Source organism: Pseudomonas sp. IB20 (genome assembly GCF_009707325.1).
In the GTDB taxonomy this organism is placed as follows: Bacteria; Pseudomonadota; Gammaproteobacteria; order Pseudomonadales; family Pseudomonadaceae; genus Aquipseudomonas.
The window spans coordinates 280104-304857 of record NZ_CP046103.1 but is presented as its reverse complement, the minus strand read 5'-3'; the positions used below and the strand labels follow the sequence as shown (position 1 = coordinate 304857).

19 protein-coding genes, 1 tRNA gene and 1 pseudogene are annotated in these 24754 nt (G+C 60.9%); 11 read left to right on the top strand and 10 right to left on the bottom strand.

Translation table 11 applies throughout. The features are described from left to right. Positions 1-132 precede the first annotated feature (132 nt). Together bcsQ (GJU48_RS01390) and bcsQ (GJU48_RS01385) are read right to left on the bottom strand one after the other, a co-directional pair. Entirely contained in the window at positions 133-1038 is a 906-nt protein-coding gene (bcsQ, locus tag GJU48_RS01390) for a cellulose biosynthesis protein BcsQ (RefSeq protein ID WP_094952837.1), read from the bottom strand. Between the two features lie 168 nt (positions 1039-1206). Then, positions 1207-2121 carry a cellulose biosynthesis protein BcsQ gene (gene bcsQ / locus GJU48_RS01385; RefSeq protein WP_242153937.1) on the bottom strand — a complete coding sequence of 305 codons (915 nt, stop codon included), beginning with the start codon at positions 2119-2121 and terminating at the stop codon, positions 1207-1209. A gap of 490 nt (positions 2122-2611) precedes the next feature. Between bcsQ (GJU48_RS01385) and GJU48_RS01375 the strand changes: the two genes are divergently transcribed. Next, positions 2612-2687: transfer RNA gene (locus GJU48_RS01375), tRNA-Thr, on the top strand. A 132-nt stretch (positions 2688-2819) separates the two neighbouring features. Here GJU48_RS01375 and GJU48_RS01370 read toward each other — a convergent pair. After that, positions 2820-3035: a tautomerase family protein gene (locus tag GJU48_RS01370; protein ID WP_155295912.1), complete on the bottom strand. Its 216-nt coding sequence runs from the start codon at positions 3033-3035 to the stop codon at positions 2820-2822. Positions 3036-3240: 205 nt separating this feature from the next. Next, positions 3241-4515, bottom strand: a complete 1275-nt coding sequence (locus tag GJU48_RS01365; RefSeq protein WP_155295911.1) for an OprD family porin — start codon at positions 4513-4515, stop codon at positions 3241-3243. A 409-nt stretch (positions 4516-4924) separates the two neighbouring features. Between GJU48_RS01365 and GJU48_RS01360 the strand changes: the two genes are divergently transcribed. Further along, the gene (locus tag GJU48_RS01360) at positions 4925-7012 is read left to right on the top strand and encodes a TonB-dependent receptor (protein ID WP_094950901.1); all 2088 of its coding nucleotides are present in this window, start codon (positions 4925-4927) and stop codon (positions 7010-7012) included. Positions 7013-7131: 119 nt separating this feature from the next. Here GJU48_RS01360 and GJU48_RS01355 read toward each other — a convergent pair whose 3' ends face one another. The 3 genes from GJU48_RS01355 to GJU48_RS01345 all read right to left on the bottom strand — a co-directional run bounded on the left by GJU48_RS01355 (position 7132) and on the right by GJU48_RS01345 (position 11713). Beyond that, positions 7132-7347, bottom strand: coding sequence for a hypothetical protein (locus tag GJU48_RS01355; protein ID WP_094950900.1), 216 nt, complete (start codon positions 7345-7347; stop codon positions 7132-7134). Between the two features lie 234 nt (positions 7348-7581). Further along, positions 7582-8688 carry an agmatine deiminase gene (aguA, locus tag GJU48_RS01350; RefSeq protein WP_094950899.1) on the bottom strand — a complete coding sequence of 369 codons (1107 nt, stop codon included), beginning with the start codon at positions 8686-8688 and terminating at the stop codon, positions 7582-7584. A 121-nt stretch (positions 8689-8809) separates the two neighbouring features. Further along, entirely contained in the window at positions 8810-11713 is a 2904-nt protein-coding gene (locus tag GJU48_RS01345) for an aminotransferase (RefSeq protein WP_094950898.1), read from the bottom strand. Positions 11714-11864: 151 nt separating this feature from the next. Here GJU48_RS01345 and rfbB point away from each other — a divergent pair, with 151 nt between their 5' ends. The 4 genes from rfbB (at position 11865) to GJU48_RS01325 (ending at position 16827) form a co-directional block, all read left to right on the top strand. Beyond that, positions 11865-12947 (top strand): dTDP-glucose 4,6-dehydratase, encoded by a 1083-nt coding sequence (gene rfbB / locus GJU48_RS01340; protein WP_094950897.1) that lies wholly within the window; start codon positions 11865-11867, stop codon positions 12945-12947. A 207-nt stretch (positions 12948-13154) separates the two neighbouring features. Continuing rightward, a complete protein-coding gene (locus tag GJU48_RS01335) occupies positions 13155-14963 on the top strand; it encodes a sensor histidine kinase (RefSeq protein WP_094950896.1) in 1809 nt (602 codons plus the stop codon). Beyond that, the gene (locus GJU48_RS01330) at positions 14960-16345 is read left to right on the top strand and encodes a sigma-54-dependent transcriptional regulator (protein ID WP_083355757.1); all 1386 of its coding nucleotides are present in this window, start codon (positions 14960-14962) and stop codon (positions 16343-16345) included. Before GJU48_RS01335 ends, GJU48_RS01330 begins: the two co-directional genes overlap by 4 nt. A 26-nt stretch (positions 16346-16371) precedes the next feature. Continuing rightward, the gene (locus GJU48_RS01325; RefSeq protein ID WP_094950895.1) at positions 16372-16827 is read left to right on the top strand and encodes a YiiD C-terminal domain-containing protein; all 456 of its coding nucleotides are present in this window, start codon (positions 16372-16374) and stop codon (positions 16825-16827) included. A 128-nt stretch (positions 16828-16955) separates the two neighbouring features. Here GJU48_RS01325 and cysQ read toward each other — a convergent pair whose 3' ends face one another. Beyond that, the gene (gene cysQ / locus GJU48_RS01320; protein WP_094950894.1) at positions 16956-17792 is read right to left on the bottom strand and encodes a 3'(2'),5'-bisphosphate nucleotidase CysQ; all 837 of its coding nucleotides are present in this window, start codon (positions 17790-17792) and stop codon (positions 16956-16958) included. Continuing rightward, positions 17789-18355 carry an ADP compounds hydrolase NudE gene (gene nudE, locus GJU48_RS01315; RefSeq protein WP_094950893.1) on the bottom strand — a complete coding sequence of 189 codons (567 nt, stop codon included), beginning with the start codon at positions 18353-18355 and terminating at the stop codon, positions 17789-17791. The genes cysQ and nudE overlap by 4 nt, the downstream gene beginning before the upstream one ends. Before the next feature lie 87 nt (positions 18356-18442). On the opposite strand from nudE, the gene yrfG reads away from it, so the two are divergent. Further along, positions 18443-19105 (top strand): GMP/IMP nucleotidase, encoded by a 663-nt coding sequence (gene yrfG / locus GJU48_RS01310; RefSeq protein WP_094950892.1) that lies wholly within the window; start codon positions 18443-18445, stop codon positions 19103-19105. 75 nt (positions 19106-19180) lie between these two features. On the opposite strand, the gene lysM is transcribed toward yrfG, so the two are convergent. Beyond that, positions 19181-19624 (bottom strand): peptidoglycan-binding protein LysM, encoded by a 444-nt coding sequence (gene lysM, locus GJU48_RS01305; RefSeq protein ID WP_094950891.1) that lies wholly within the window; start codon positions 19622-19624, stop codon positions 19181-19183. Positions 19625-19754: 130 nt separating this feature from the next. Here lysM and GJU48_RS01300 point away from each other — a divergent pair, with 130 nt between their 5' ends. The 4 genes and pseudogenes from GJU48_RS01300 (at position 19755) to GJU48_RS01285 (ending at position 24666) form a co-directional block, all read left to right on the top strand. Continuing rightward, complete coding sequence (locus tag GJU48_RS01300) at positions 19755-20642, top strand: LysR family transcriptional regulator (RefSeq protein WP_094950890.1); 888 nt, start codon at positions 19755-19757, stop codon at positions 20640-20642. 97 nt (positions 20643-20739) lie between these two features. Continuing rightward, positions 20740-21579, top strand: a complete 840-nt coding sequence (gene fdhD, locus GJU48_RS01295; protein ID WP_094950889.1) for a formate dehydrogenase accessory sulfurtransferase FdhD — start codon at positions 20740-20742, stop codon at positions 21577-21579. After that, positions 21576-23909, top strand: a pseudogene (locus GJU48_RS01290) (FdhF/YdeP family oxidoreductase); the annotation flags it as partial. The gene fdhD and the pseudogene GJU48_RS01290, both read left to right, overlap by 4 nt. Positions 23910-24183: 274 nt before the next feature. After that, positions 24184-24666: a glycine zipper domain-containing protein gene (locus GJU48_RS01285; RefSeq protein ID WP_094950887.1), complete on the top strand. Its 483-nt coding sequence runs from the start codon at positions 24184-24186 to the stop codon at positions 24664-24666. The last annotated feature ends 88 nt before the right edge of the window (positions 24667-24754 follow it).

Here is a 24754-nt window from a genome sequence, read left to right as displayed (position 1 = left end):
TCATAAAATAAAATGCACACAAAACAGGCAGTTGCAGCGCATTGAGAACAGCGCCACAAAATGGCAGTTTGTGGGCAGGTTCAACCAACCGATTGTGCATAAGCATCTGGCGTTAAGCGTATAAACCGCACTTTAGGCGCGTCTTTTCGGCGCCTTCAGCACCCGACAAATCTCGCCGATATCGTCACTCGCCAAGCGTTTCGCCACGTTGTCCAGCGGGTCGGCGGCGAACGCCAGTGCCTCGTTGATTGCCATATCGCGATGAACCTCCAACGGCGCCGTGCCAAGGCGCTGTTTGAACGCCTCAACCATGTCCAGGCTGAAAGGGTTGCCCTCATCCACCTGATTGACCACCACCTGCACAGTCGGTGGGTTGTCGCCCTCAAGGTGCGGGGCGAGCAGCACATCCAGATGATCCAAGGTGCCAAGGCACGCGGCATCGGCTTGCACAATCACCAACACCACATCGGCGACGTTCAGCGCCTGATGGAAGTAGACGTTATTGCCGGCGGGGGTATCGATGATCACCGTCTGCCGCTCGCTCAGCCCCAAAGACGCAAGGCGCTGCGCCAACCAGGTGGGCTCGTGCTTGAGCCAACGCTCGAGGTTTTCCTGCTGCTGAATGTCGATATCGCCAAAGGTAATAACCTGGCAACCGGCAAAGCCGAGCTGCTGCAAAGGGCTCCACTGCCCGTGCTCCAGGCTGGTGCGGCCGATACCGGGCAACGCGGCACTGACGCCAAAGTGATGGTGCAAGGCGTTCTGCGGGTCCAGGTCCAGCGCCACAACGGATTCGCCATAACGCTGCAAACCGCTGCTCAAGGCCGTGGCCAGGGTGCTGCGGCCGACGCCGCCATTCATCGACACCAACGCCACCACTTTGGGGCGCAGCGCTGCGATATCGGTCAATTGGGAGTGGGCAGGGAGGGTTTCATTAGCAGGCACGCTGCCAAAAAAGTGCATGCGCGCATTAATGCCTTCGGCATCATGGGTGACGTTCTTGCCGAACAACGCCAGAAGTTCTTCGCTAAGGCTCATAGCCAGCTCCTCACGACGCAGCTTAAAGACGTGAAGGTCGGCAAGCAGGCACTTACCGCAGGTCTTATTATGGGCGTCTTAGTGAGGCATTCTGTGACAGGCGCAGGAAAGTGTCATTATTTTGATGTTTTGACTGGTTATTTTTTAGACAGGCGGTAAACAGTCAAATTAATGGCCTTGGTGCAGTCGCCCCTTCAAGGCCCGGCATAAAGCATTTATATCCTGGCCGCCAACACTGTTAAGCGACGGGTCGAGCGGGTCGCGCCCGTAGGCCTGGGCCTCGATGAAAGCAGGGTCGCGGTGCACCGCACCCAGCACCGCATCGCCCAGGCGCAGCTTGAACACCCCGGCCATGTCCTGGCTGAAGGCGTGGCCAGCGTCCACTTGGTTGATCACGTAAAACCGTTGCAGTGGAGATTCGCTGGCGAGGTAAGGCGCGAGCACTTCGTCCATTTTCGCCAAGCGGCGAAACGAAGCCGCGTCCGGCTGGACCACCACCAACACCGCATCCGCCACCGACAGCGCCTGGCTGAGGTACACCGAATTACCCGCAGGCACATCGATCACCACCGTGTCCTGCCCATTCAACCCGAGCCCGGCCAGACGCTTGCGCAGAAACTCGAGGTCCTGCCCCAGCCAGCGATTCAAACTTTGCTGCTGCACCGGGTCGGTCTCGCCAAAGGCCACCACACGGCACCCGGCAAACCCGCGCTTAGGCAAGGCCTCCCAGGTCTGGTTGAGCAGGCTCACAGCCCCGAGACCCGGCAAATCAAACCCCGGGCACAAGTGATCACGCAGCGCGTTTTGCGGGTCCAGGTCCAACGCCAACGCCGGATGCCCCTGACGCTGCAAACCACTGGCAAGCGCCGCCGCCAACGTGCTGCGCCCCACACCGCCCGTGGCAGAAACCACCACCACGACCGTCGGCGCCGAAGCATCCGAATACACCTCGCCATGCGGGCCTTCAACCACCTCAGGCGGGCGAAGAGATTGCGCAACGCCTTGGTTCAGTTGCTCGAGCAAACGCTGCAAAGGCTCAGCCAGCGCGGTGCTTGGTGTTGAACTGTGATCTGCACGCCCCACTGACTGCTCCCCGGCTTAAACCGCTGAATTATTGTGGCGCGCATTGTGTGAAATCAAAATGATGCTGTCAGTATTTGGATGTTTGTAACGAAATGCTTATGATGCTGTCAGTATTTGGATGTTTGTAACGAAATGCTTTCAGATGAGTGGCATGACGCCACGCAATACACAACCCGACAAAACCCGCACACAGCCCAGCTACCTCCCAGGCATTCAATGAGCCCAACCCACCGTTGATGCCCCAGAGGACGCCCGCACGGGCTACGGCGTAGTGAATGCGCGGATGACGTATCTGGACTCCAAGGGCCAGGCGCAGATGCTGAAATAGCTGAAATTCACCGACGATTGCGGCGACGGGAATTGAGCTGATTTGCAGGCCCTGAAGCGACGAAAAAGCGGTGATCGCAAAAAAACCTTCACTTCTGCAAAAATAGTCAGAATTCAGGGGTTTACAGAAGCTTGCCAATCGCTATAATCGTCGCCCTAACACGCCGGTATAGCTCAGTTGGTAGAGCAACTGACTTGTAATCAGTAGGTCCCGGGTTCGACTCCTGGTGCCGGCACCATATAAATCAAGTGCTTGCAGCGATGCAGGCCCTTGTTTTTTGCGCTAGACGTAACAAGCGACGTAATAAGCCGTCCCTATGCCCTCCCCTGGTGTGGGGCCCACACGTCGGAACGGCCCAGCGGCGGACGTCTTAGCACACAGCAGCGCGCAACCCGGGAAGCCAGCCATACCAGGGCGGACTTTCTAAACCCCAGTTATCGGTGTCGACTTCTTCGATCACGATGTGGGTCAGGTCGGGGCGTTTGTTGAGGACGCGTTCGAGGGTTTCGGTGAATTCGGCGATGACCTGGGCTTTTTGCTCCGGGGTAACGCCGTCACGGGTGATGCGCAGGCTGACAAAGGGCATGGCAGTGGCTCCAGTGGCCGGCCATAGGGGTGATGGGCGGGCAAGTGGGGCTAATTTAGGCGTGCGCCTGAAGGGCATAAAGGTGGCGCGGAGTACTTCATTAGTACTGCGATGTAACAAGTCAGAGGCCGGTTGGCGCGCATAAAAAAACCCCGAACCAGTCGGGGTTTTTTATCGCCTGGAATCAGGCGCGACGCCGAATCAATTAGAAAACGTTGATTGGGTAGTCGGCGAACAGACGGATTTCGTTACCGCCTACGTTGTACTCGCTGGCGTTGCTGGAGACGCGCAACCAGGAGGCACGAGCGCGCAGGCTCAGGTCTTTGGCTGGGCCGCTCTGAACGACGTATTTGAACTGGTTGAAGATTTCACGCTCGGTGCCACGGCCGCGGTTGGTACCGTCGTCAATGTTGGTGCCGCGCACGTAGGCGATGTTGTAGGTCAGGCCAGGCACGCCGAAGGCGCTGAAGTCCAGGCCGTAACCTGCTTGCCAGGAGCGCTCGTCCTTACCGTTGAAGTCGGACCAGTAGGAGTTGGCCAGCAGGATGGTGTTGCCGCCGTCGCCGATGCCGCCAGCGTTGCGGTAGCCGCCGTACAGGTAGCCGGTGTCGCCGGTGCTGCGCTGGTGAGCGACGGTGAAGCTGTGCGGGCCAACAGCCCAGGTAGCGCCCAGGCTCCAGATTTTGTTGTCGCGGGCGTCCGCATCACCTTGGTTTTCCAGGGCGAAGCTGCGGTCCAGCTTGGTTTTGTAGCCGTTGAAGTCAAAGGTCAACGATTGCTTCTCTGGCAGGGCCAGCACGTAGTTGACGTTGACGTATTGCTTCTTCAGCACGTCTTGCATGTCGGAGGCATACAGAGCAGCCGACAGGCTTTCGGTGAATTTGTAGCTACCACCGATGTAGTCGATGCTTTTCAGGCGACCGCTGTCGGTGCCTTCGGCGCTCTTGCGCGCTTCTTTGGTGAAGTGACCGGCGTCCAGTTGCAGACCGGCGATCTCTTTGGAAACGATCGAAGTACCGGTGTAGGTTTCGGACAACAGACGCGAGCTGTCGTACTGCAGCACAGGCACAGCCGGGAACTGATCACCGTACTTCAGTACAGTGTTGGAAACCCGGAATTTGACGGCTGCGCCGCCCTTGGCTCGCGTGGTGCTTGCGCCTTCTTTGAAGAAGTCGATACCGCCAGCGCCGGCACTGCCTCTGCCACCGTCCAGGCGAATAGCGTATTGACCGATCACGTCCACACCCACACCGACTGTGCCTTGGGTGAAACCGGATTCAAACTTGCCGATGAAGCCTTGGCCCCATTCGGCTTTGTCTTGCTTGGGGTTTTTGTAGTCACGGCTGATGTAGGCATTACGTGCTGCGATATTCAGGTGGCTGTCTTCAACAAAACCCTTGGATTGCTCCTGGTCGTTAGCCATTGCCTGAGTGGCGCTCAAAATCCCCAGAGCGATCAAACCCATCCGTTGCTTCAACATTTCTTATATTCCTTATTACTGGTTGAGTACGCGCTGTGACACCAGGCCCCGTGTTGCTTTTCTGGTGTCAACTTTCTCCAGGAAAAAGAAGGCCCGCGGACGACTGAACTGCCGCAGGCCTTTTTTATTGGATGAGTTATGGCTGTTAGCCACAGGCGTTGGGCGCAATCGTATGCGCGCGTTGAACTATGTGTCAATTTCGTGAATCGTCTGTATTTATTCAAAAAAAGTCTAAAGACGGCTCTAAACTGCTGATACAAAACGCTGAAAAATCCTCTTACACCTCTCAGAAACACATCAAGTAACAATATTTAGCGCCTACATGTTTGGGAATAGATAACGCACGCAAATACAAAGCATTAACATTCGCGCGTTTTTTACTTCCCGAACTTTTTGGATGCCTGCCCCCATGCCTGCCTCTCGCCTGACGCCCATCACCCTTGGGCTTTCTGTTCTGCTGTCTGCCGGTTTTGCCGGCGCGACCACGGTCTTACCCGCCACTTCAATCAGCACCGAAGCTGACGAAGACGACCCACGCGTCAAAGAGACCAACACCGCCACTCGCACGGCCACGTCGGTGCGTTATGTGCCCCAGGCCATCGACTCGGTCAAAACCGAAAGCCTGCGCTCTTACGGCACAAACGACCTGGGCCAGGCACTCAGCGGGATTCCCAACGTCAGCAGCGGCGCCGACACGCGCTTCGACAGCCTGCGCATCCGTGGTTTTGACGCGAGCAATGACTTCTACCTGGACGGCATTCGCGACGACAGCCAGTACGTGCGCGACCTGCACAACATCGAGCGCATCGAAGTGCTCAAAGGCCCGGCAGCCGTGCTGTACGGGCGAGGCGGCCAGGGCGGCATCGTCAACCGCGTAAGCAAATTGCCCACGGCGGGGCAAAAATCCAGTATCGAAGCCCAAGGCGGCAGCAACGACCTGCGCAGCCTGTATGCCGACCTCAGCACCGACCCCACCGACACCATCAGCCTGCGCCTGAACATGGGCAACCAGGACAACAACAGCTTCCGTGATGGCGTCAGCGGCAACCGCCAGCTGTTCGCGCCGTCGATGAGCTGGCAGCTGACGCCCGACCTGAATTGGTTGGTGCAATACGAATACAGCCGCTACAACCGCACACCAGACCGTGGCATCCCCGGGGTCAACGGTCGCCCGGCGGACGTGAGCCGCAGCAGCACTTACTTTGACAGCCGCGACTACATCGACGACAAATCCCAGTCCCTGCGCTCCAAGCTTGCCTATGAACTCAACGCCAACTGGCAACTGCGCCACACCCTCGGCGTGTTCAAGCTCGACAGCGATTTCGACAACACCTACCAGACCGGCTACGACCCCAAAGCCAACCAGGTCACGCGCCAGCGTTGGCAGCAGGACCTGACCACCCGCAACGTGTTCAACAACCTTGAGCTGGAAGGTGGGTTTGACACCTTCGGCCTGGAGCACCGCCTGCTCACCGGTATAGAGCTGGGCAGCCAACGTCGCGATCCGAAGCTCTACAGCGCCACCGCCGTCAACCGGGGCGGCCAGGCCGTACCGAGCCTGGACCTCAACCAGCCCAACCGCCACCTGAGCCACACTGGGCGGATGAGCCTTTCAAGTAACAACCACACCGAAGTCGAAAGCCGTGCCGTGTACGTGCAGGACCAACTGCGCCTCAACGATCAATGGCAACTGCTGGCAGGCCTGCGTTACGACCACTTTGAAGTGGACACCACCAGCAAGGTGCTCAACACCCAGCAAGACGTCGACAGCCGCAGCACCAGCCCGCGCGTAGGCTTGGTGTGGACGCCGCTGGAACAGCACTCGTTTTATGCCTCGTGGAGCAAGACCTTCTCCCCGGCAGGCGGTGGCCTGATTGGCATCACGCCGAATGCCGCCGGCAGCGTCAACGACCTGAGCCCCGAGCTGACCAAGCAAAAGGAAATCGGCGTAAAAAGCGACTGGCTCGACGACCGCCTGAGCACCACCCTCGCCGTGTACGAGCTTGAACTCTACAACCGCCGCACCAGCGACCCGCTGGACCGCACCATCACCCTGCTCAGCGGCCTGCAACGCTCACGCGGCGTGGAGCTGACCGCCACCGGCAAGATTGTGGATAACTGGTATGTGCGCGGTGGCGTCGGCCTGCAGGACGCCAAGGTCGAGAAAGACAACAACGGCTTTGCAGGCAAGCGTGTCAGCGATGTGGCCAAGCGTAATGCCAGCCTGTTTATCACCTGGAAACCGGAAATGGGTTGGTATGCAGAAACTGGTTTGACCTTGGTAGGCGACCGTTATGCCGACAGCCTCAACACTGTGGTGTTGCCGGGTTATGGTCGCTGGGATGCGTTGGCGGGGTTCCGCCAGAAGGAATGGGACGTGCGCGCGGCGCTGAACAATATCGCTGACAAAAACTACTACGCCTCGGCGACGAGCGCGGCGCAGATCCAGCCGGGTGAGCCGCGTAGCTTGGTGGTCACAGGCACCTACAGTTTCTAACGCCGATCACGCTCTAATGTGGGAGCAAGCTTGTGGTGAGGAGCGGGCTTGTTGTTGAAAGCGGCTTCCGGAAGTCGAATCGTCGCACCGCCGCTCCCACAATTGATCGTGGTGCTTTTTCAGTTTTGCATCAACTCACACAACGCATGCACTTCATCCTCACTGAACAACCCCACCGGGTAACGTTCACTCATCACGCTGCGCAAGTCAGGCTGTTGCCTTGCCTGTCGCGAGCCGTTTGCCTTCAACCAAAGCGCCAGCGCCTGGATCGCTTCACCGTTGACCCGCGTGGGGTGGAATGGGCGCGTGTGGATCAGGTTGATATCGGCATTCATTTCAGCGCTCTCTCCTACTGCTTGAGCGGCTAACTTACTCAAGGTTTATGACAGAACTGTGCAGTCACGACCTTGGGTTACTGTGCCAACACCGATACAAGAGCTATGCCAATGTCCTGTGTTTATAGACATTCGAACACAAAAAAGCCCGCGGCCTTGCTGGGCCGCGGGCTTGCTGTGAGCGCTATAAACAGGTAGCGCCGGGGTTTCGCTCAAGCGCTGTTACAACTGCACTCAGTTTTTGTGCGGCGCCGGCTGTTGTTGGGTCAGGCAGTGGATATTGCCGCCGCCCAGTAACAGTTCGCGGCCCGGCACCATCACTACTTCGTGCTGCGGGAACAGGTTCTGCAGGATTTCCTTGGCCTGGCGGTCCATAGGGTCGTCGAAGCTCGGCGCGATGATGCCGCCGTTGACGATCAGGAAATTCACGTAGGAACCGGCCAAGCGCACGCTCGGGTTACGTTCCTGGCTGCCATCCACCGGGTCCACACCGGCGCACTCTTCTTCGGTGGCGTACAACGGGCCGGGGATCGGCATTTTATGCACGGTGAACGCGCGTCCCTGGGCGTCGGTGCTGCTTTGCAGCACGTTCATGGCCGCGTGGCAGCGCGCGTAGTTCGGGTCTTGCGGGTCATCGGTCCAGGCCAGCAGCACTTCGCCCGGGCGTACGTAGCAGCAGAAGTTATCCACATGGCCGTCGGTTTCGTCGTTGACCAGGCCGTCCGGCAGCCAGATGATCTTATCCACAGCCAGGTTGGCGCTGAGCACCGCTTCGATGGCCGCGCGATCCAGGTGCGGGTTGCGATTGCGGTTCAACAGGCATTCTTCGGTGGTGATCAGCGTGCCTTCGCCGTCGACGTGGATCGAACCGCCTTCCAGCACAAAACCCTCAGTGCGGTAACGCGGCGCGCGCTCGATCTCGAGGATCTTGCCACCCACCTGCGAATCACGGTTCCACGGCGAGTACAGGCCGCCGTCAAAGCCGCCCCAGGCGTTGAAATCCCAGTTCACACCGCGCACTTCGCCGCTGTTGTTGATCACGAAGGTTGGGCCGGTGTCGCGCACCCAGGCGTCGTCGTTGGACATTTCCACCACACGGATATTGGGCACGTCCAAACGCGCACGCGCGTTTTCGTACTGCCCGGCGGACACACCGACCGTCACCGGCTCGAACCGCGCAATGGCCTTGGCCACGGCCGCGTGGGCCGCCTGCGCCGGCTTGCCGCCCAGGCGCCAGTTGTCGGGGCGCTCAGGCCAGATCATCCACGTTTGGGTCTGTGGCGCCCATTCGGCGGGCATGTAGAAGCCATCGGCGCGAGGTGTGCTGTGCAGGGTGGTCATGGCGTTCAGGACTCCGAATGGGATGAAGGCCGATTTTATAACGGATAAAAATCGGCCTTAAAAGCGATTGAATATAATAGCTGGCAAACATGACGGTTAATAGCCGATAACAATCGGCTATCTAGCGTAGCTCCTCCAGCACCTTCGACAGCATGTCGACAAAGAAATCCACACTGCGTTTAGAGGTGACCATTGGCGGTTTGATCTTCAAGATGTTGAGGTAGTCGCCGGTCGGCTGCATGAAAATCCCCAGTTCCCGCAAGCGATCACACAGCAGCGCGGTTTCTTCTGTGGCGGGCTCCAGGGTATCGCGGTCGCGCACCAACTCCAGGCCCAAATAGAAGCCGGAACCATGAACCGCCCCCACCAGCGGGTGACGATCAATCAGTGCTTGCAGCCGAGCTTTGAAATGCCCACCAACTACTTGGGCGTTTTCCCACAGCTTTTCTTCCTCCATCACATCCAGCACGGCCATGCCAATGCGACAGCTGACCGGGCTGCCGCCCGACGAGGAGAAGAAATACCCCTCGGCCTCCAGCGCTTCGGCGATTTCGCGCCGGGTAATCACCGCGCCCAGCGGCTGGCCGTTGCCCATGCCCTTGGCCATGGTGATGATGTCCGGCACCACGCCCTGCTCCTCAAAGCCCCAGAAGAAATGGCCCATGCGGCCGTAACCCACCTGCACTTCATCGGCGATGCACACGCCGCCCTGGGCGCGCACCAACCCGTACACCTGCTGCAAATAGCCCGGCGGCAGGGAGATGCCACCGGCGTTGCCGTACACCGGCTCGCAAATGAAACCCGCCAACTGGCGTTTGCTCTCGGCGATTTTCGCCAGGTTGTGTTCCACACTTCGCACGTAGTCAGGCGCACTATCCTGCCCACGGAACTCGCCGCGATAGGTATTCGGTGCCGTCACCGGGTGCACCCAGTCCGGGCGGCTGCTCAGTGCCTGCGGGTTGTCGGCAATCGAGGTGGACACCGCATCCGACGCCACCGACCAGCCGTGGTAAGCCTCCAGCACGCTGAGCATGTCGCGCCCGCCGCTGTAGGCCCAGGCCAGGCGAATCGCCAGGTCATTGGCCTCGGTGCCGCTGTTGACCAGGAAGACCCGGTCCATGCCTTCCGGCGCCAACGCCAGCAAACGCTCGGAGAACTCTGCAATTGCTGCGTAGTGAAAGCGCGAGTTGGTGTTGAGCAGCGACCATTGCCGCGCCGCCACCGCCGCCATGCGTGGGTGGCCATGGCCCAGCACCGCCACGTTGTTGAGCATGTCCAGGTAGGAACGTCCCTGCATGTCGATCAGGTGGTTGCGCCAGCCGCGCTCGATGCGTGGCGGGTCGACGTAATAGTGTTTTTGCGAACGGGCGAAGCTGGCGTCACGGCGCGCCAGCAAGGCCTCGGCGTCCAACTCGGGTTCCGCATCACAGGCCAGCCCCAGCAGCGTGGCGGGCGATGGGCAGAGGGCCTGCCAGGCCTGCGCCTGAGACGGCGTGCAGAACAACGGCGGCTCAAGGTCGGCGCGGCATAACTGCACGGTGAGCGGCGCGTGGACCTCACCGAGGAGTTGGCCTTTCACCAGCACCGCGCCCGGTTTCAACGCGGTGGTTACACCCCATAAACGCAGGCTCAACTGGGCGTCATGCACGCACAGCAAACCGTCGGCGCCCTGGCGCAGCGTCCCGCCAAACGGCGCGTCCAATACAGTGCCATGGGGCAGGTGCAATTCCACGTGAAGCGGGAACGTTTGCGGCTCGATGGCACTGTCGGCACAGGTCCGCGACAGCCGGTATTGCCCATAGCGGCTGGCCGCCAACCCATGCACTGCCGCCGCTTCATCCAGCAACCGCCGGTCTATGCCGGGCAACGCCCAATTGCCGGCCTCGAAATGCGGGCTGAGTACGCCCAGGTCGATCAGCGCAAATTCACGCCCCACCAGGCCCGGCAGCAAAGGTGCGAAGTCTTGGTCGGCCATCGGCGGCAATGCTTCACCGACACACCCCAGAACCGCCGCTTCCATCAGCTCAAACGGCACCGAGGTCGCCACATGGAAGATTTCCCACTCGTGCTCGGCGTTTTTCAGTAAGTAGGTGTTATCCGGGTCCAGGCGTTGCTGCTGTTCGCTGCTGAGCACCAGCACCGCCGCGCGCGCCACGATCAACGGCCACAGCGCTTGCAGCTCCTGGCGCCGCAACGGTGTCACCGCGCGACACGCCTGGATCGCCGGCAGGATGGCAAACGGGTCACCGTCAGCGTGGTGCAACAGGGCTGCGCAGGTCACCGACAAGTCGGCAATGCGCCAGGTGTGCACCAAGTCGCCGAAATCAATCACGCCCTGAACCTGCCAGTGCCGCTGGGCGTCGCACTGCCAGACCACATTGTCATCGGTAATGTCCATGTGCACGGCTTGCCACGGCAGGTGCTCGGCCAACGGCCGAATGCGCGCCTCTACGTGCTCGCCCACCCGTTCGATAGCGTCGCGATGCGGCAGGTTTTCCAAGGTGGCCAGCAGGTGCTTGATCAGTGCATGCGCATGGCGCGGGTCCCATTGCAACGTGCGGTCCAGGCCCGGGTGTTCGAACCGTGCGAGGGCATGGCTGACCTGGCCGCACAGTTCACCGAAGCCTGCGATTACGTCGCGGCCCAGGTGAGGTAAATGGGTCAGGGGCTGGCCGTCGATGTAGTCCAGCACCCTCAGGTGCACGGTTTGCCCGTCGACGGCCACGCTCAGCAACTCCTCACCGGTCAGTGCGCGGATCACCTTGGGTACGCGTACGTGTGCTTGCAGGTCATGGAGAGCGGCATGCTGGGCGTGCAGCTCAACCGCCGCGTAGTCACCCCGGCAGATTTTCAGAACAAACCGGCCACGGGCGCTGTCGATTCGGTAATTGAGGTCTTGTTGGCTGCCCAGCGACTGCAATGTGCCTGTCAGGCCGTAATGTTGCTCGAGCAACTGCGCAGCTTGATCAGCACTCACGTCTGGGCAAGGCAAGCTGGCACGGTGGATCAACGTGGCGAGTAACATTGTGGCGACCTCTGCGTTTTCAGGCGCCTATATCGCCATTGTTCGGGGGCGTTAATCAACCCCTCACGCATACCGCGCTTGCACGGGCCCGATTCACAACTCAAGCTATGTCTCATTCGCCCAGTGTCCGTCTAAGGAAAAGGCCCTCGACATGCGTATTCTCATCACCGGCGGTGCCGGCTTTATTGGCTCCGCCCTGGTTCGCCACCTGATTCAAAACACCGAGCACGAAGTGCTCAACTTGGACAAACTCACCTACGCCGGCAACCTGGAGTCGCTGACCAGCATCGCGTCCAACAGCCGCTATGAGTTCGTGCAGGCCGATATCATCGACCAGGCCGCTGTCAGCGCCGTGCTGGCGCGCTTTGAGCCCCAGGCGATCATGCACCTGGCCGCCGAGTCGCACGTCGACCGTTCCATTGACGGCCCGTCGGATTTTATCCAGACCAATATCGTCGGCACCTACAGCCTGCTGGAAGCCACTCGTGCTTATTGGCAAACGCTGCAAGAGCCAGCCAAGAGCGCGTTCCGCTTCCACCACATCTCCACCGACGAGGTCTACGGCGACCTGCATGGCGTGGACGACCTGTTCACTGAAACCACGCCCTACGCGCCCAGCTCGCCGTACTCCGCCAGCAAAGCGGCGTCCGACCACCTGGTTCGCGCCTGGCAGCGCACTTATGGCCTGCCGGTGTTGCTGACTAACTGCTCGAACAACTACGGGCCGTTCCATTTCCCTGAGAAGTTGATCCCGCTGGTGATCCTCAACGCCCTCGCGGGCAAGCCACTGCCGGTCTACGGTGACGGTTTGCAGGTGCGCGACTGGCTGTTCGTCGAAGATCACGCCCGCGCGCTGTTAAAAGTCGTGACCGAAGGCGTGGTAGGCGAGACCTACAACATCGGTGGCCACAACGAGCAGAAGAACATCGATGTTGTGCGCGGCATTTGTGGCCTGTTGGAAGAGCTAGCGCCACAACGCCCGGCCGGTGTGGATAAATTCACCGACCTGATCACATTCGTCAAAGACCGCCCAGGCCATGACCAACGCTACGCAATCGATGCGAGCAAGATCGAGCGCGAATTGGGTTGGGTTCCGCAAGAAACCTTCGAAACCGGCCTGCGCAAAACCGTGCAGTGGTACCTCGATAACCTCGACTGGTGCGGCCGAGTCCAGGACGGTAGCTATCAAGGCGAACGGCTTGGCAACACCGAGCCAAAAGACCTGATCGCATAACAAAGCATCACGCACCACAGCTAGGCATAATGCGCCTGTACCCACAGGCGCACGACTCCCATGACCGACTGGTGCGGCCGAGTCCAGGACGGTAGCTATCAAGGCGAACGGCTTGGCAACACCGAGCCAAAAGACCTGATCGCATAACAAAGCATCACGCACCACAGCTAGGCATAATGCGCCTGTACCCACAGGCGCACGACTCCCATGACTCCTCCCCTCCCGCGAAGACCCCGCTGGCGCAGCCTCGCCTTGTTGGCGTTGTGCCTGGCACCGCTGCTGTGGCCGCTGGAGCACTTGGCCGAGCGCTATTACCGCAGCGAACTCGCCGGGCAAAACCGCCAGACCCTCGACCTGTACGTCGCCAACCTGCTCGGCACGTTGCACCGCTATGAAGTGCTGCCGCAGATCCTCGGTGACTTGCCGGCCCTGCGCACCGTGCTGGATGCGCCCCACGTCAGCACCAACCTAGCCAATGCCAACCTGCTGCTCAAGGACGTCGCCGCCCAGGCCGGGGTGGAAGTGATGTACCTGATGGACACCACCGGCAAGACCCTCGCCGCCTCCAACTGGGATAAACAGGACAGCTTTGTCGGCCGCAACTTCTCATTCCGCCCCTACTTCAGCGAAGCCATGGCCGGGCGCCTGGGGCGGTTTTTCGGCCTGGGCACCACGTCGGCCAAGCGCGGCTACTTCTTCGCCGCCGCCGTGCGCGATGGCGACACCATCATTGGCGTGCTGGTGGTCAAGGTCGACCTGGACCACACCGAAAGCCTGTGGGGCAACACGCCGGAACAACTGCTGGTCACCGACCATAACGGCGTGGTGATCCTCACCTCGCGCCCGCAATGGCGGTTCCGCGCCACGCGGCCACTGACCGCCGAAGAGCACCAGGCAATCATCGCGATCCAGCCCTACCCAACCCGCGACCCGCAGCCGCTGGCACTCAGTTCCACGGCGTGGTTGCGCCAATCCACCGCCATCGCCGAGACCGGCTGGAATGTGGAAATCCTCGCGCCACGCTCGCTGATCAACCGCCCGGTGCGCACGGTGGTCGCTGTGGGTGGTGCGACGTTGCTGGTGTTGATGTTGCTGCTGGGGTTGATGATGCAGCGCCGTCGTCATTACCTGGAGCGCATCGCCTTTGAAGCCAAGGCGCGCCGTGAGCTGGAAGCCCGTGTGGTCGAGCGCACCAGCGACCTGGAAGGCCTCAACCGGCGCCTGAAACAGGAAGTGCTCGAGCGCGAACACGCCCAGCAGGAGTTGGTTCGCGCCCAGGACGACCTGGTGCAAGCCGGCAAACTGTCGGCGCTGGGAACCATGTCGGCGAGCATCAGCCACGAACTCAATCAACCGCTTGCGGCGATTCGCAGCTATGCGGAAAACGCCGAGATCCTGCTCGACCACGAGCGCACCAATGACGCTCGCGGCAACCTCAAACTGATCAGCGAACTGACCGGGCGCATGGCCTCGATCATCGCGCATTTGCGTGCGTTCGCCCGGCGCGACCGTCACGCCCCGGAAAGCGTGGCCCTGCAGCCAGCGCTGGACGATGCGCTGGCGTTGCTGGCCAAGCGGCGGCGGTCGATGGAAGTCGAGCTGATCCGCGATTTGCCGGAGGCGACCCTGTGGGTGCAAGCCGGGGAAACCCGTCTGCGCCAGGTGCTGGGCAACTTGCTGGCCAACGCCCTCGACGCCCTCACCGAAAAAGGCCCGCCGCGCAAGCTCTGGCTGAGTGCCGAAGCCACCGAACAGGGCGTCAACCTGTACATTCGCGACAATGGCCCAGGCTTTTGCATGGAAGCCCTGGGCCGCGCCAGCGAGCCGTTCTACACCACCAAGACCCGCACCCAAGGCTTGGGGTTGGGGCTGGCGATTTGTGACACGCTGATGCGTGCCTTTGGCGGCGATTTGTCGTTCGCCAACCACAAGGAAGGCGGCGCGCTGTTAACCTTGAAATTGCGTGCCGGCTCGCCGGGCGTCAGTCTGCAACCGTCCGAGGACCGCAGTGTATGAGTATCGATAACCAGATTCAGGTGGTGCTGATCGACGACGATCCACACCTGCGTCAGGCCCTGTGCCAGACCCTGGACCTGGCCGGGCTGAACGTCCTGACTCTGGGCGAAGCCACCGGCCTCACCGCGCGCTTGTCGCGGGACTGGCCGGGCGTGGTGGTCAGTGACATCCGCATGCCTGGCATGGACGGCCTGGAGCTGCTCACCGAACTGCACGGCCAGGACCCGGAGCTGCCGGTGCTGTTGATCACCGGCCACGGCGACGTACCGCTGGCGGTGCAAGCGATGCGCGCCGGCGCTTACGACTTCCTGGAAAAACCCTTCGCCAGCGACGCGCTGCTCGACAGCGTGCGCCGCGCCCTGGCCCTGCGCCGGCTGGTGCTGGACAACCGCAGCCTGCGCCTGGCCCTCAGTGACCGCCAGCAATTGAGCACGCGGCTGGTGGGGCACTCGCCGCAGATGCTGCGCTTGCGCGAGCAGATCGGCGCCCTGGCCGCAACCCGCGCCGACGTGCTGATCCTCGGCGAAACCGGTGCCGGTAAGGAAGTGGTGGCGCGTGCGCTGCACGACCTGTCGAACCGGCGCAGCGGGCCGTTTGTGGCGATCAACGCCGGTGCCCTGGCCGAATCGGTGGTCGAAAGCGAGCTGTTCGGCCATGAGCCGGGCGCGTTTACCGGCGCGCAAAAACGCCGTATCGGCAAATTCGAATTCGCCAATGGCGGCACGCTGTTTCTCGATGAAATCGAAAGCATGAGCCTGGATGTGCAGGTCAAGCTGCTGCGCCTGTTGCAGGAGCGTGTGGTCGAACGCCTGGGCGGCAATCAGCTGATCCCGCTGGATATCCGCATCATCGCCGCCACCAAGGAAGACCTACGCCAGGCGGCCGATCAAGGCCGCTTCCGTGCCGACTTGTATTACCGCCTCAACGTCGCGCCGCTGCGCATTCCGCCGCTGCGCGAGCGCGGTGAAGATGCCTTGATGCTGTTCCAACATTTTGCCGACGAAGCCAGCAGCCGCCACGGCCTACCCTTGCACGAGCTGCAACCGGGCCAGCGGGCGCTGCTGTTGCGCCACAGTTGGCCGGGCAACGTGCGCGAGCTGCAAAATGCAGCCGAACGCTTTGCCCTTGGGTTGGAGCTGGCACTGGACGCCACAGCGGATAACCCCGCCGCCGGCGTGCTGACTTCCACCCCAGGTGGTTTGAGTGAGCAGGTCGAGCAGTTCGAAAAAAGCCTGATCGCCGCCGAACTGACCCGCCCCCACAGCTCCGTGCGCAGCCTCGCCGAAGCCCTGGGCATACCGCGCAAAACCCTGCACGACAAACTGCGCAAGCACGGCCTGAACTTCGCCGACAGCGCCAGCCACAGCGCCGACGACGAATGACCCCGCCCACCCGCCAAGAGGCCGCCATGAGCCGCAACAGCCGTTACCTGGAATCCATCCTCCACCACGACATCCCCTTGACCCGAGAAATGGGCCTCAAGGTGCTCGACTGGCAACACGGCCAACTGCAACTGCACCTGCCCTTGCAAGCCAACATCAACCACAAGAGCACCATGTTCGGTGGCAGCCTCTACTGCGGCACGGTGCTGGCGGGCTGGGGTTGGCTGCACCTGCAATTACGTGAAGAAGGTATTGAAGACGGGCATATCGTGATTCAGGAAGGGCAGATCAGTTACCCGCTGCCGGTCACGCGGGATGCGACGGTGGTGTGCCAGGCGCCAGAGGAGAAGGTGTGGAAGCGCTTTTTGGCGACGTACAGGCGTTATGGCCGGGCGCGGTTGACGCTGGAAACGTGGGTTGTGAATGAGGGCAGTGAGGAGCAGGCGGTGACCTTCACCGGCCAGTACGTCCTGCACCGCTAACCGCCACAACACAAAAACCAATGTGGGAGCTGGCTTGCCTGCGATAGCGGTAGATCAGTCACTTAAGCGGTGACTGTCAGATCGCTATCGCAGGCAAACCAGCTCCCACATTTTGATTTTTTGAGGCCTTAAGAACGGGCCAGGGTCAGCAGGCGCTCGCGCCAGGCGGCCTTCGCCGGCAACGCCAAAAAGAACGGGTTCAGCAACGATTCCCGCGCCGGATAGCTGAAGGGTTTACCACTCAACTCCAACACTTCGCCGCCCGCCCCTTCCAACACACCCTGGGCCGCAGCCGTGTCCCACTGCGAAGTCGGCGCCAAACGCGGATAGCAATCGGCGCTGCCCTCGGCCAACAGGCAGAATTTCAGCGAGCTGCCGATATTCGCCAGTTTCAGCTCACCCAAGCCTTCGCTCAAACCGTCGAGCAGGCGCTCCTGCTCCGGGCTGGTATGGCGACGGCTGGCCACCACGGTAAAAGCCTCGCCCGCTGCAGGGGCCCGACGAACTTGAATGTGCTTGGGCGCTTCATTCACATCGGAGCGCCACGCCCCCAGGCCCGCGCCACCAAAGTAGCACCGGCCACTGGTAGGCATCGACACCACGCCAAACACCACGCGGCCTTGTTCGATCAAGGCAATGTTGACGGTGAACTCTTCGCTGCCCGAGATAAATTCCTTGGTGCCATCCAACGGGTCCACCAGCCACCAGCGCTGCCAGGCCGCGCGTACACTTTGGTCGATATCCGCGTCTTCTTCGGACAACACCGGAATGCTTGGGTCGAGCGTGGTAAGGCCGGCGAGAATCAGGTGGTGAGCGGCCAGGTCCGCTGCCGTTACGGGCGAATCATCAGCCTTGGAGGTGACCGCCACATCGGCGCGCCAGTACGGCAGGATCACTTCACCGGCCTGGCGGGCCAGTTCAATCACAGGGGCGATTAACGGGTGGCCTAAAAACAGTTCGCTCATGCGCTAAACGCTCCACGCTGGGTCAACAAATCTCGTACCAGATACAGCGCAGCCAGGGCGCGGCCTTCGCTGAATTGCTCGTTTTGCGCCAGTTGCGACAACTCGCGCAGGTTGACCCGCTCCACGCGCATCGGCTCAGGCTCATCGCCTTCCAGGCGTTCTTCGTACAGGTCGGTGGCCAGCACCACCTGGATTTTCTGGCTCATGTAGCCAGGCGACAGCGACAGCTCGGTAATGTGTTCCAACTGCCGCGCACCGTAGCCGGCCTCTTCCTTGAGTTCACGGTCGGCGGCCGCCAGCACGTCTTCGCCGGGTTCAATCAGGCCCTTGGGCAACGACAACTCATATTCGTCGGTGCCGCCGCAGTATTCTTCGATCAGCAACGCGTGGTCCTCATCAATCATCGCCACGATCATCACCGCGCCGTAGCCGGCACCGCGGCCTACCAGGCGCTCGTAGGTCCGTTCAACGCCATTGGAAAAGCGCAATTGCACTTCCTCCACGCGGAACAAACGGCTACTGGCGACTATTTCGCGGGCGAGGACGGTGGGTTTCTGGCGCATAAGCGGCTCCTTGGCGTGATCGGGTTACTATACCGTGGCTTTTCCGATTGTCTGTGTCGGATATCTTTACTTACATGAGAACGCCCCATGCCCGCTTTGAACTGGCACGCCATCGACACCGTCTTGCTGGACATGGACGGCACCTTGCTCGACCTGCATTTCGACAACCACTTCTGGATGGAGCACCTGCCCCAGCGCTACGCCGAGCTGCACGGGGTGAGCCCCGCCATGGCGCAGATGGAATTGCAGCCGCTGTTCGAGCGTAACGCCGGACAGTTGCAATGGTATTGCCTGGACTTCTGGAGCACGGAGCTGAATATTCCGGTGCGCGAGCTCAAGTTGGAAACTGCCCACCTGATCGCCCTGCGCCCGGACGCGGACACGTTTCTGGCGGCGATCAAACAGGCCGGCAAGCGCGTGATTCTGATCACCAACGCTCATCGTGATTCGCTGTCATTGAAGTTGGAACGCATTGAACTGGCGCCGTATTTCGAGCGGCTGATCAGCTCCCATGACTACGGTTTCCCCAAGGAAAACCCGCAATTCTGGGCAGCCCTGCAAGCCGACATCCACTTCAACCCGGCCCGCAGCCTGTTTATTGATGACACCCTGCCGATCCTGCGCAGTGCCCGGGATTTTGGCGTGGGGCATTTGCTGGCGGTGAAAGAGCCGGACAGTAAGAAGGGGCCAAAGGACACGGCGGAATTTGCGGCAGTTGATGACTACCGGGACCTCATTGCCGGACTTTAATCAAATGTGGGCGCTGGCTTGCCCGCGATGCCCCGGTTCAACCACGCCCACACAAGCGCGCTCTACAGAGAGTGCTTACTTGGCTGGAATACGCAGCGTCTGCCCAGGGTAGATTTTGTCCGGATGCGACAACAGCGGCTTGTTGGCTTCGAAGATCTTGTTGTACAGATTCGCATCACCGTAAACAGTCTTGGAGATAGCGCTCAGGGTGTCGCCCTTTTTCACCACGACAAAGGTGGCTGCAGCGACTACAGGCCCAGAAACGGTGATCTGGTCATCTACACTGCCAACACCGGCAATATTGCCTGCCGCCAGGATGATTTTTTCTTTCTCTTCCTGGGTGGCAACTTCGCCTTTGACGGTGACTTTGTCGCCATCAACGGTTGCGGTGACATTCGGATTTCCAAGCCCAACATCGCTGATGTGCTTCTTCAACTCCTCACTTGCGTTCGCATTACCCGGCGTCAACAGGTCAATAAGCTTCTCGCCAGCTTCCTTAACAAAGCTAAAAATACTCATGGTGCGCTCTCCTTGGGGTTTAAGTTCCAGATGCCCAAGACTAGACCAGTCCTACAGGCTTGGGTTCCAGGCCGACCAAAGACCCAAACGCGCTAGAATCCCCCGCCATTGGAATAAGCCCGGAGCGAAGATGGACATCAAACAGCTGAAATTCCTCATCGCCCTCGACGAGACCCGGCACTTCGGCCAGGCGGCAGCGCGCTGCCACATCACCCAGCCGACCCTGTCGATGCGCCTGCGCAACCTCGAAGAAGAGTTGGATTTGCCGCTGGTCAATCGCGGCCAGCGCTTCGAAGGCTTTACCGCGCCGGGCGAACGCGTATTGGCATGGGCCCGCACCGTGCTGGCGGCGTATGACGGCTTGCAGGCCGAAGCAGCGGCGTGTCGCGGCAATTTGGTCGGTACGTTGCGCCTGGGCGTGGTGCCACTGTCGAGCTTCGACCCCTTGACGCTGATGCAGCAACTGCATAAAGAGCATCCGAGCCTGCGCTTTGAGCTGTCGGCATTAAGCTCCGAGCAAATCCTCGAACAACTGGCGAGCAATCGCCTGGACTTGGGCGTGTCCTACCTGGAACGCCTGGACAATGAGCGCTTCGACTCGCTGGCCCTGGGCGAAACCCGCATGGGCCTGCTCTACGACCAGCGTTTTTTCAGCTTCGGCGACAAGCCGTTGAGCTGGGAGGCGCTGATCGAATTGCCATTGGGCATGCTCACCAGCGGCATGCACTTTCGCCAATCCATCGACCACAACTTCCACAGCCGTGGGCTCAACCCGCAGCCTTTGTTGCAAACCGATGCGGTGCACCAATTGTTACAGGCCGTGCACGGCGGCCTGTGTTGCGCCGTGATGCCACTGGACGGCGGCCTTGATGCGCTGACCGAGCACCTGCGTCTGCAACCTATTGAGGACGCTCACACCCTAGCCCGCCTTGGGCTGATCATGCGTCGCAGCGCGCCGCGTTCGGCATTGGCAGAAGCTTGTTTTGCGCTGTTTCAGAAATCGCAGCAAGAGCCTTGATCGACGTCATCTATCGGTAGATCAGTACTGGCAATTAGACGCGACGCTTTGTCGCGCCTAGTCTGAACACTGATCAATCCGCCGGTGGTACTGCCCCATGAACGCCAAGCGCCCAGTCTGCGCGGCGCCCGCCCTCGAAACGCCCGCGCCCGCCGCCAGCCAGAGCTACCAGTTTTGCAACCTCGAACACACAGAAGTCGCCAGCACTGCGTTGGCGGAAGAAGTGGCGTTGGCGATTGCTTATAACGATATCAGCCAGGCCGTCATGCTGGTGACGCCGACGGACCTGGAAGACTTCATCGTCGGCTTCAGCATCGGAAGCGGCATTATCGCCGACGTTAGCGACATATATGATCTGAAACTCAGCGGTTCGGGCTCAGCCCAATACGCCCAAGTGCAGATTTCCAGCCGGGCCTTTTGGAACCTCAAGCAGCAGCGCCGCCAATTGGCCGGCACCAGCGGCTGCGGTTTGTGCGGTGTGGAGGCGGTAGAGCAAGCCTTGCCCGACCTTCAAGTGCTGCCCGGTGCGCCCTTGCCACCCGCCGAATGGCTCGACGGCCTGCGCCAACGCATCAGCGCGTTCCAGCCCTTGGGCCAGTACAGCGGCGCGGTGCATGCGGCGGTGTTTATGAATAACCAGGGCGAATTGCTCATGGGCCGCGAAGACATCGGCCGGCATAACGCCCTGGATAAACTGATCGGCGCCCTGATCCGCCAAAAAATTCCGACCGACGGCGGCCTGGCGATTGTTACCAGTCGCTGCAGCCTCGAATTGATCCAGAAAGTCTTGCGCGCGGGCATCCAGACCTTGGTCAGCCTGTCGTCGCCCACCGGCCTGGCCCTGCAATGGGCGCGCCGGCACAACCTCAACCTCATCCACCTGCCGCAGAAAAGTGCGCCGCGGGTCTACAGCCCCGCGATGGAGAACCAGCCATGAGCATGCATCACCAAGCCGACCAAACCCCGACCCCGCGCTACAAGCCCTACAAAGGCGCGGCCGGCGGCTGGGGCGCGCTGATCAGTGTGGCGCAGGCCTGGCTGACCAGCGACAACGCGATGAAAAACCTGCGCATGATGCTCAAGACCAACCAGAACGGCGGCTTCGACTGCCCGGGCTGCGCGTGGGGCGATTCGCCGGAAAGCGGCATGGTCAAGTTCTGCGAAAACGGCGCTAAGGCAGTTAACTGGGAAGCCACCAAACGCCGTGTGGATGCTGCATTTTTTGCCAAGCACAGCGTCACCGCGCTGCTGGAGCAAAGCGACTATTGGCTGGAATACCAAGGCCGCCTGACCGAACCGATGCGCTATGACGCCGAAACTGACCGCTACAAGGCTATCAGTTGGGAAGCGGCGTTCGATCTGGTCGGCAAGCACCTCAACGCCTTGCCAAGCCCGGACATGGCCGAGTTCTACACCTCGGGCCGGGCCAGCAACGAAGCGGCGTACCTGTATCAGCTGTTTGTGCGCGCCTACGGCACCAACAACTTCCCGGACTGCTCGAACATGTGCCACGAAGCCAGCGGTGTGGCCCTGGCGCAAAGCGTGGGCGTGGGCAAAGGCACCGTGACCTTTGATGACTTCGAACACGCCGATGCGATTTTCGTGTGGGGCCAGAACCCCGGCACCAACCACCCGCGCATGCTCGAACCGCTGCGTGAAGCAGTTAAACGCGGCGCCCAGGTGGTGTGCGTCAACCCGCTGAAAGAGCGCGGGCTGGAACGCTTCCAGCACCCGCAACACCCGCTGGAAATGCTCACCAACGGCGACAAACCAACCAACACCGCGTACTTCCGCCCGGCGCTGGGTGGCGACATGGCCATCTTGCGTGGCATGGCTAAGTTCCTGCTGCTGTGGGAGCGCCAGGCCCAGGCCGAAGGCAAAGAAGCGGTGTTCGACCACGACTTCCTCAACGAGCACACCACCAACGTGCTCGAGTACCTCGGCCAGATCGACGACACCTCGTGGGATGAAATCGTCGAGCAGTCCGGCCTGACCTTGGTTGAGATCGAGCAAGCGGCGCGCATGTATGCCAAAGGCAAAAACGTGATCATGTGCTGGGCGATGGGCATCACCCAGCACCGCCATTCGGTGCCGACCATCCAGGAAATCGCCAACCTGATGCTGCTGCGCGGCAACATCGGCCGCCCAGGCGCAGGCCTGTGCCCGGTGCGTGGCCACAGTAACGTGCAGGGCGACCGCACCATGGGCATCAACGAACGTCCACCGGTGGCGTTCCTCGACTCACTGGAACGTCGCTTCCAGTTCCAGGTGCCGCGCCACAATGGCCATAACGTGGTCGAAGCGATCCACGCGATGCTCGAAGGCCGCTCCAAGGTGTTTATCGGCCTGGGCGGCAACTTCGCCCAAGCTACGCCAGACAGCCCGCGCACTTTCGAAGCCCTGCGCAGCTGCGACCTGACCGTGCAGATCAGCACCAAGCTCAACCGCAGCCACCTGATGCACGGCAAAGACGCGCTGATCCTGCCGTGCCTAGGCCGCACCGACATCGATATCCAGGCCGAAGGCCCGCAAGCGGTGACGGTGGAAGACTCGTTCAGCATGGTTCACGATTCCAATGGCCAGTTGCAGCCGCTGTCGAAGCTGATGAAATCCGAGCCTGCCATCCTCGCCGGTATTGCCGCCGCGACCCTGGGCAGCAAACCGGTGGACTGGAACTGGCTGGTGGCTGACTACGGGCGCATCCGCGACCTGATCGCCGACACCATCCCAGGCTTCAAGGATTTCAACGAACGCCTCAAACACCCGGGCGGTTTTTACCTGGGTAACTCCGCCGGTGCACGCCGTTGGAACACGCCTTCGGGCCGCGCCAACTTCCGCCCGAACGTGCTGCCCAAAGACCTGATCCACGAACGCACCCACGCCACAGGCCGGGTGCCGGACCTGATCATGCAATCGATGCGCTCCCACGATCAGTACAACACCACCATTTATGGCCTGGACGACCGCTACCGTGGCGTGAAAGGCCAGCGTGACGTGCTCTTCGTCAACGAAGCCGACATCATCCGCCTGGGCTTCAAACCGGGGCAGAAGGCTGACATCGTTTCGCTGTGGGAAGATGGTCGTGAACGCCGTGTGAAAGGCTTCACCTTGCTGGCGTTTGATATTCCGGCGGGGCAGGCAGCGGCTTATTACCCGGAAGTGAACCCACTGGTGCCGCTGGAAAGCACTGGGGATGGCAGCCATACGCCGACGTCTAAGTTTGTGGCGATTCGTTTGGAAGCGGCGAGCGCGACGGGCCTGATCATGGCGCATTCGGCTGGGCGGGCGGTGCGACGATTCAACAAGCCCGGCCGCCACAATAAAGCGTTAACGACTACTAATTCCGCAGGCACAAAAAAGGCCGCTTTTGCATAAAAGCGGCCTTTCCCAAGTAGCTAAAGACTCGCAAAAACGACTTAAGTTCCTCATACAAAACAGTAACTTAGCAAATTGTATACAACCCATACCACCGGTCGGTTTTCGATTGTCAGCGCCTCGATACAACCTCAGGATCGCGCCGTCATCCTCTTGAGGTCTCCCTATGAAGTTCTCCTCGATTCTCTTGTTGTCCCTTGGCCTGGTCAGTGGCGCAGCCATGGCCGGTGGCACCACCGAAGCCGGTGTGGGCGGCGCATTGGGCGGGGTTCTAGGTTCGGTTGTCGGCCAGCAGATAGGCGGTAACACCGGTTCGGCCATCGGCGCAGCCTTGGGCGGCGCGGGCGGTAGTGCGGTCGGCGCCGACAAGCGCAGCCGTGGCGAAGCCGCTATCGGCGGCGCACTGGGCGCGGCAGGCGGCAACGTGGTAGGCCGCAGCATGGGCGGCAACACCGGCAGCCTGATCGGCGCAGCCGCCGGCGGTGGCGCAGGTGGTGCGCTGGGCAACTACATGGGCAACAAGAGCGATGACGACGACCGCCGTTATCGTGGGCGGGATAACCGTCGTTATGACCGCGATGATCATCGTGGCCGTGGTCATGCCTATGGGCATCGCAAGAACAAGCATCACTACCGTAATCATCGGTAAGCCAACGGTCTAAAGCACAAGGCAAATCCCTGTGGGAGCCGGGCTTGCCCGCGATGGCGTACTGTCAGGAAACACATTTGAACCTGAC

What these genes read in the sequence shown, in the direction of transcription:
- GJU48_RS01360 (WP_094950901.1), top strand. Translation starts at nt 4,925, where the DNA reads ATGCCTGCCTCTCGCCTGACGCCCATCACCCTTGGGCTTTCTGTTCTG.
- GJU48_RS01325 (WP_094950895.1), top strand. Translation starts at nt 16,372, where the DNA reads ATGAGCCGCAACAGCCGTTACCTGGAATCCATCCTCCACCACGACATC.
- fdhD (WP_094950889.1), top strand. Translation starts at nt 20,740, where the DNA reads ATGAACGCCAAGCGCCCAGTCTGCGCGGCGCCCGCCCTCGAAACGCCC.
- GJU48_RS01370 (WP_155295912.1), bottom strand. Translation starts at nt 3,035, where the DNA reads ATGCCCTTTGTCAGCCTGCGCATCACCCGTGACGGCGTTACCCCGGAG.
- cysQ (WP_094950894.1), bottom strand. Translation starts at nt 17,792, where the DNA reads ATGAGCGAACTGTTTTTAGGCCACCCGTTAATCGCCCCTGTGATTGAA.
- lysM (WP_094950891.1), bottom strand. Translation starts at nt 19,624, where the DNA reads ATGAGTATTTTTAGCTTTGTTAAGGAAGCTGGCGAGAAGCTTATTGAC.
- nudE (WP_094950893.1), bottom strand. Translation starts at nt 18,355, where the DNA reads ATGCGCCAGAAACCCACCGTCCTCGCCCGCGAAATAGTCGCCAGTAGC.
- GJU48_RS01345 (WP_094950898.1), bottom strand. Translation starts at nt 11,713, where the DNA reads ATGTTACTCGCCACGTTGATCCACCGTGCCAGCTTGCCTTGCCCAGAC.
- GJU48_RS01365 (WP_155295911.1), bottom strand. Translation starts at nt 4,515, where the DNA reads ATGTTGAAGCAACGGATGGGTTTGATCGCTCTGGGGATTTTGAGCGCC.
- GJU48_RS01355 (WP_094950900.1), bottom strand. Translation starts at nt 7,347, where the DNA reads ATGAATGCCGATATCAACCTGATCCACACGCGCCCATTCCACCCCACG.
- GJU48_RS01300 (WP_094950890.1), top strand. Translation starts at nt 19,755, where the DNA reads ATGGACATCAAACAGCTGAAATTCCTCATCGCCCTCGACGAGACCCGG.
- GJU48_RS01335 (WP_094950896.1), top strand. Translation starts at nt 13,155, where the DNA reads ATGACTCCTCCCCTCCCGCGAAGACCCCGCTGGCGCAGCCTCGCCTTG.
- bcsQ (WP_094952837.1), bottom strand. Translation starts at nt 1,038, where the DNA reads ATGAGCCTTAGCGAAGAACTTCTGGCGTTGTTCGGCAAGAACGTCACC.
- GJU48_RS01330 (WP_083355757.1), top strand. Translation starts at nt 14,960, where the DNA reads ATGAGTATCGATAACCAGATTCAGGTGGTGCTGATCGACGACGATCCA.
- aguA (WP_094950899.1), bottom strand. Translation starts at nt 8,688, where the DNA reads ATGACCACCCTGCACAGCACACCTCGCGCCGATGGCTTCTACATGCCC.
- GJU48_RS01285 (WP_094950887.1), top strand. Translation starts at nt 24,184, where the DNA reads ATGAAGTTCTCCTCGATTCTCTTGTTGTCCCTTGGCCTGGTCAGTGGC.
- rfbB (WP_094950897.1), top strand. Translation starts at nt 11,865, where the DNA reads ATGCGTATTCTCATCACCGGCGGTGCCGGCTTTATTGGCTCCGCCCTG.
- yrfG (WP_094950892.1), top strand. Translation starts at nt 18,443, where the DNA reads ATGCCCGCTTTGAACTGGCACGCCATCGACACCGTCTTGCTGGACATG.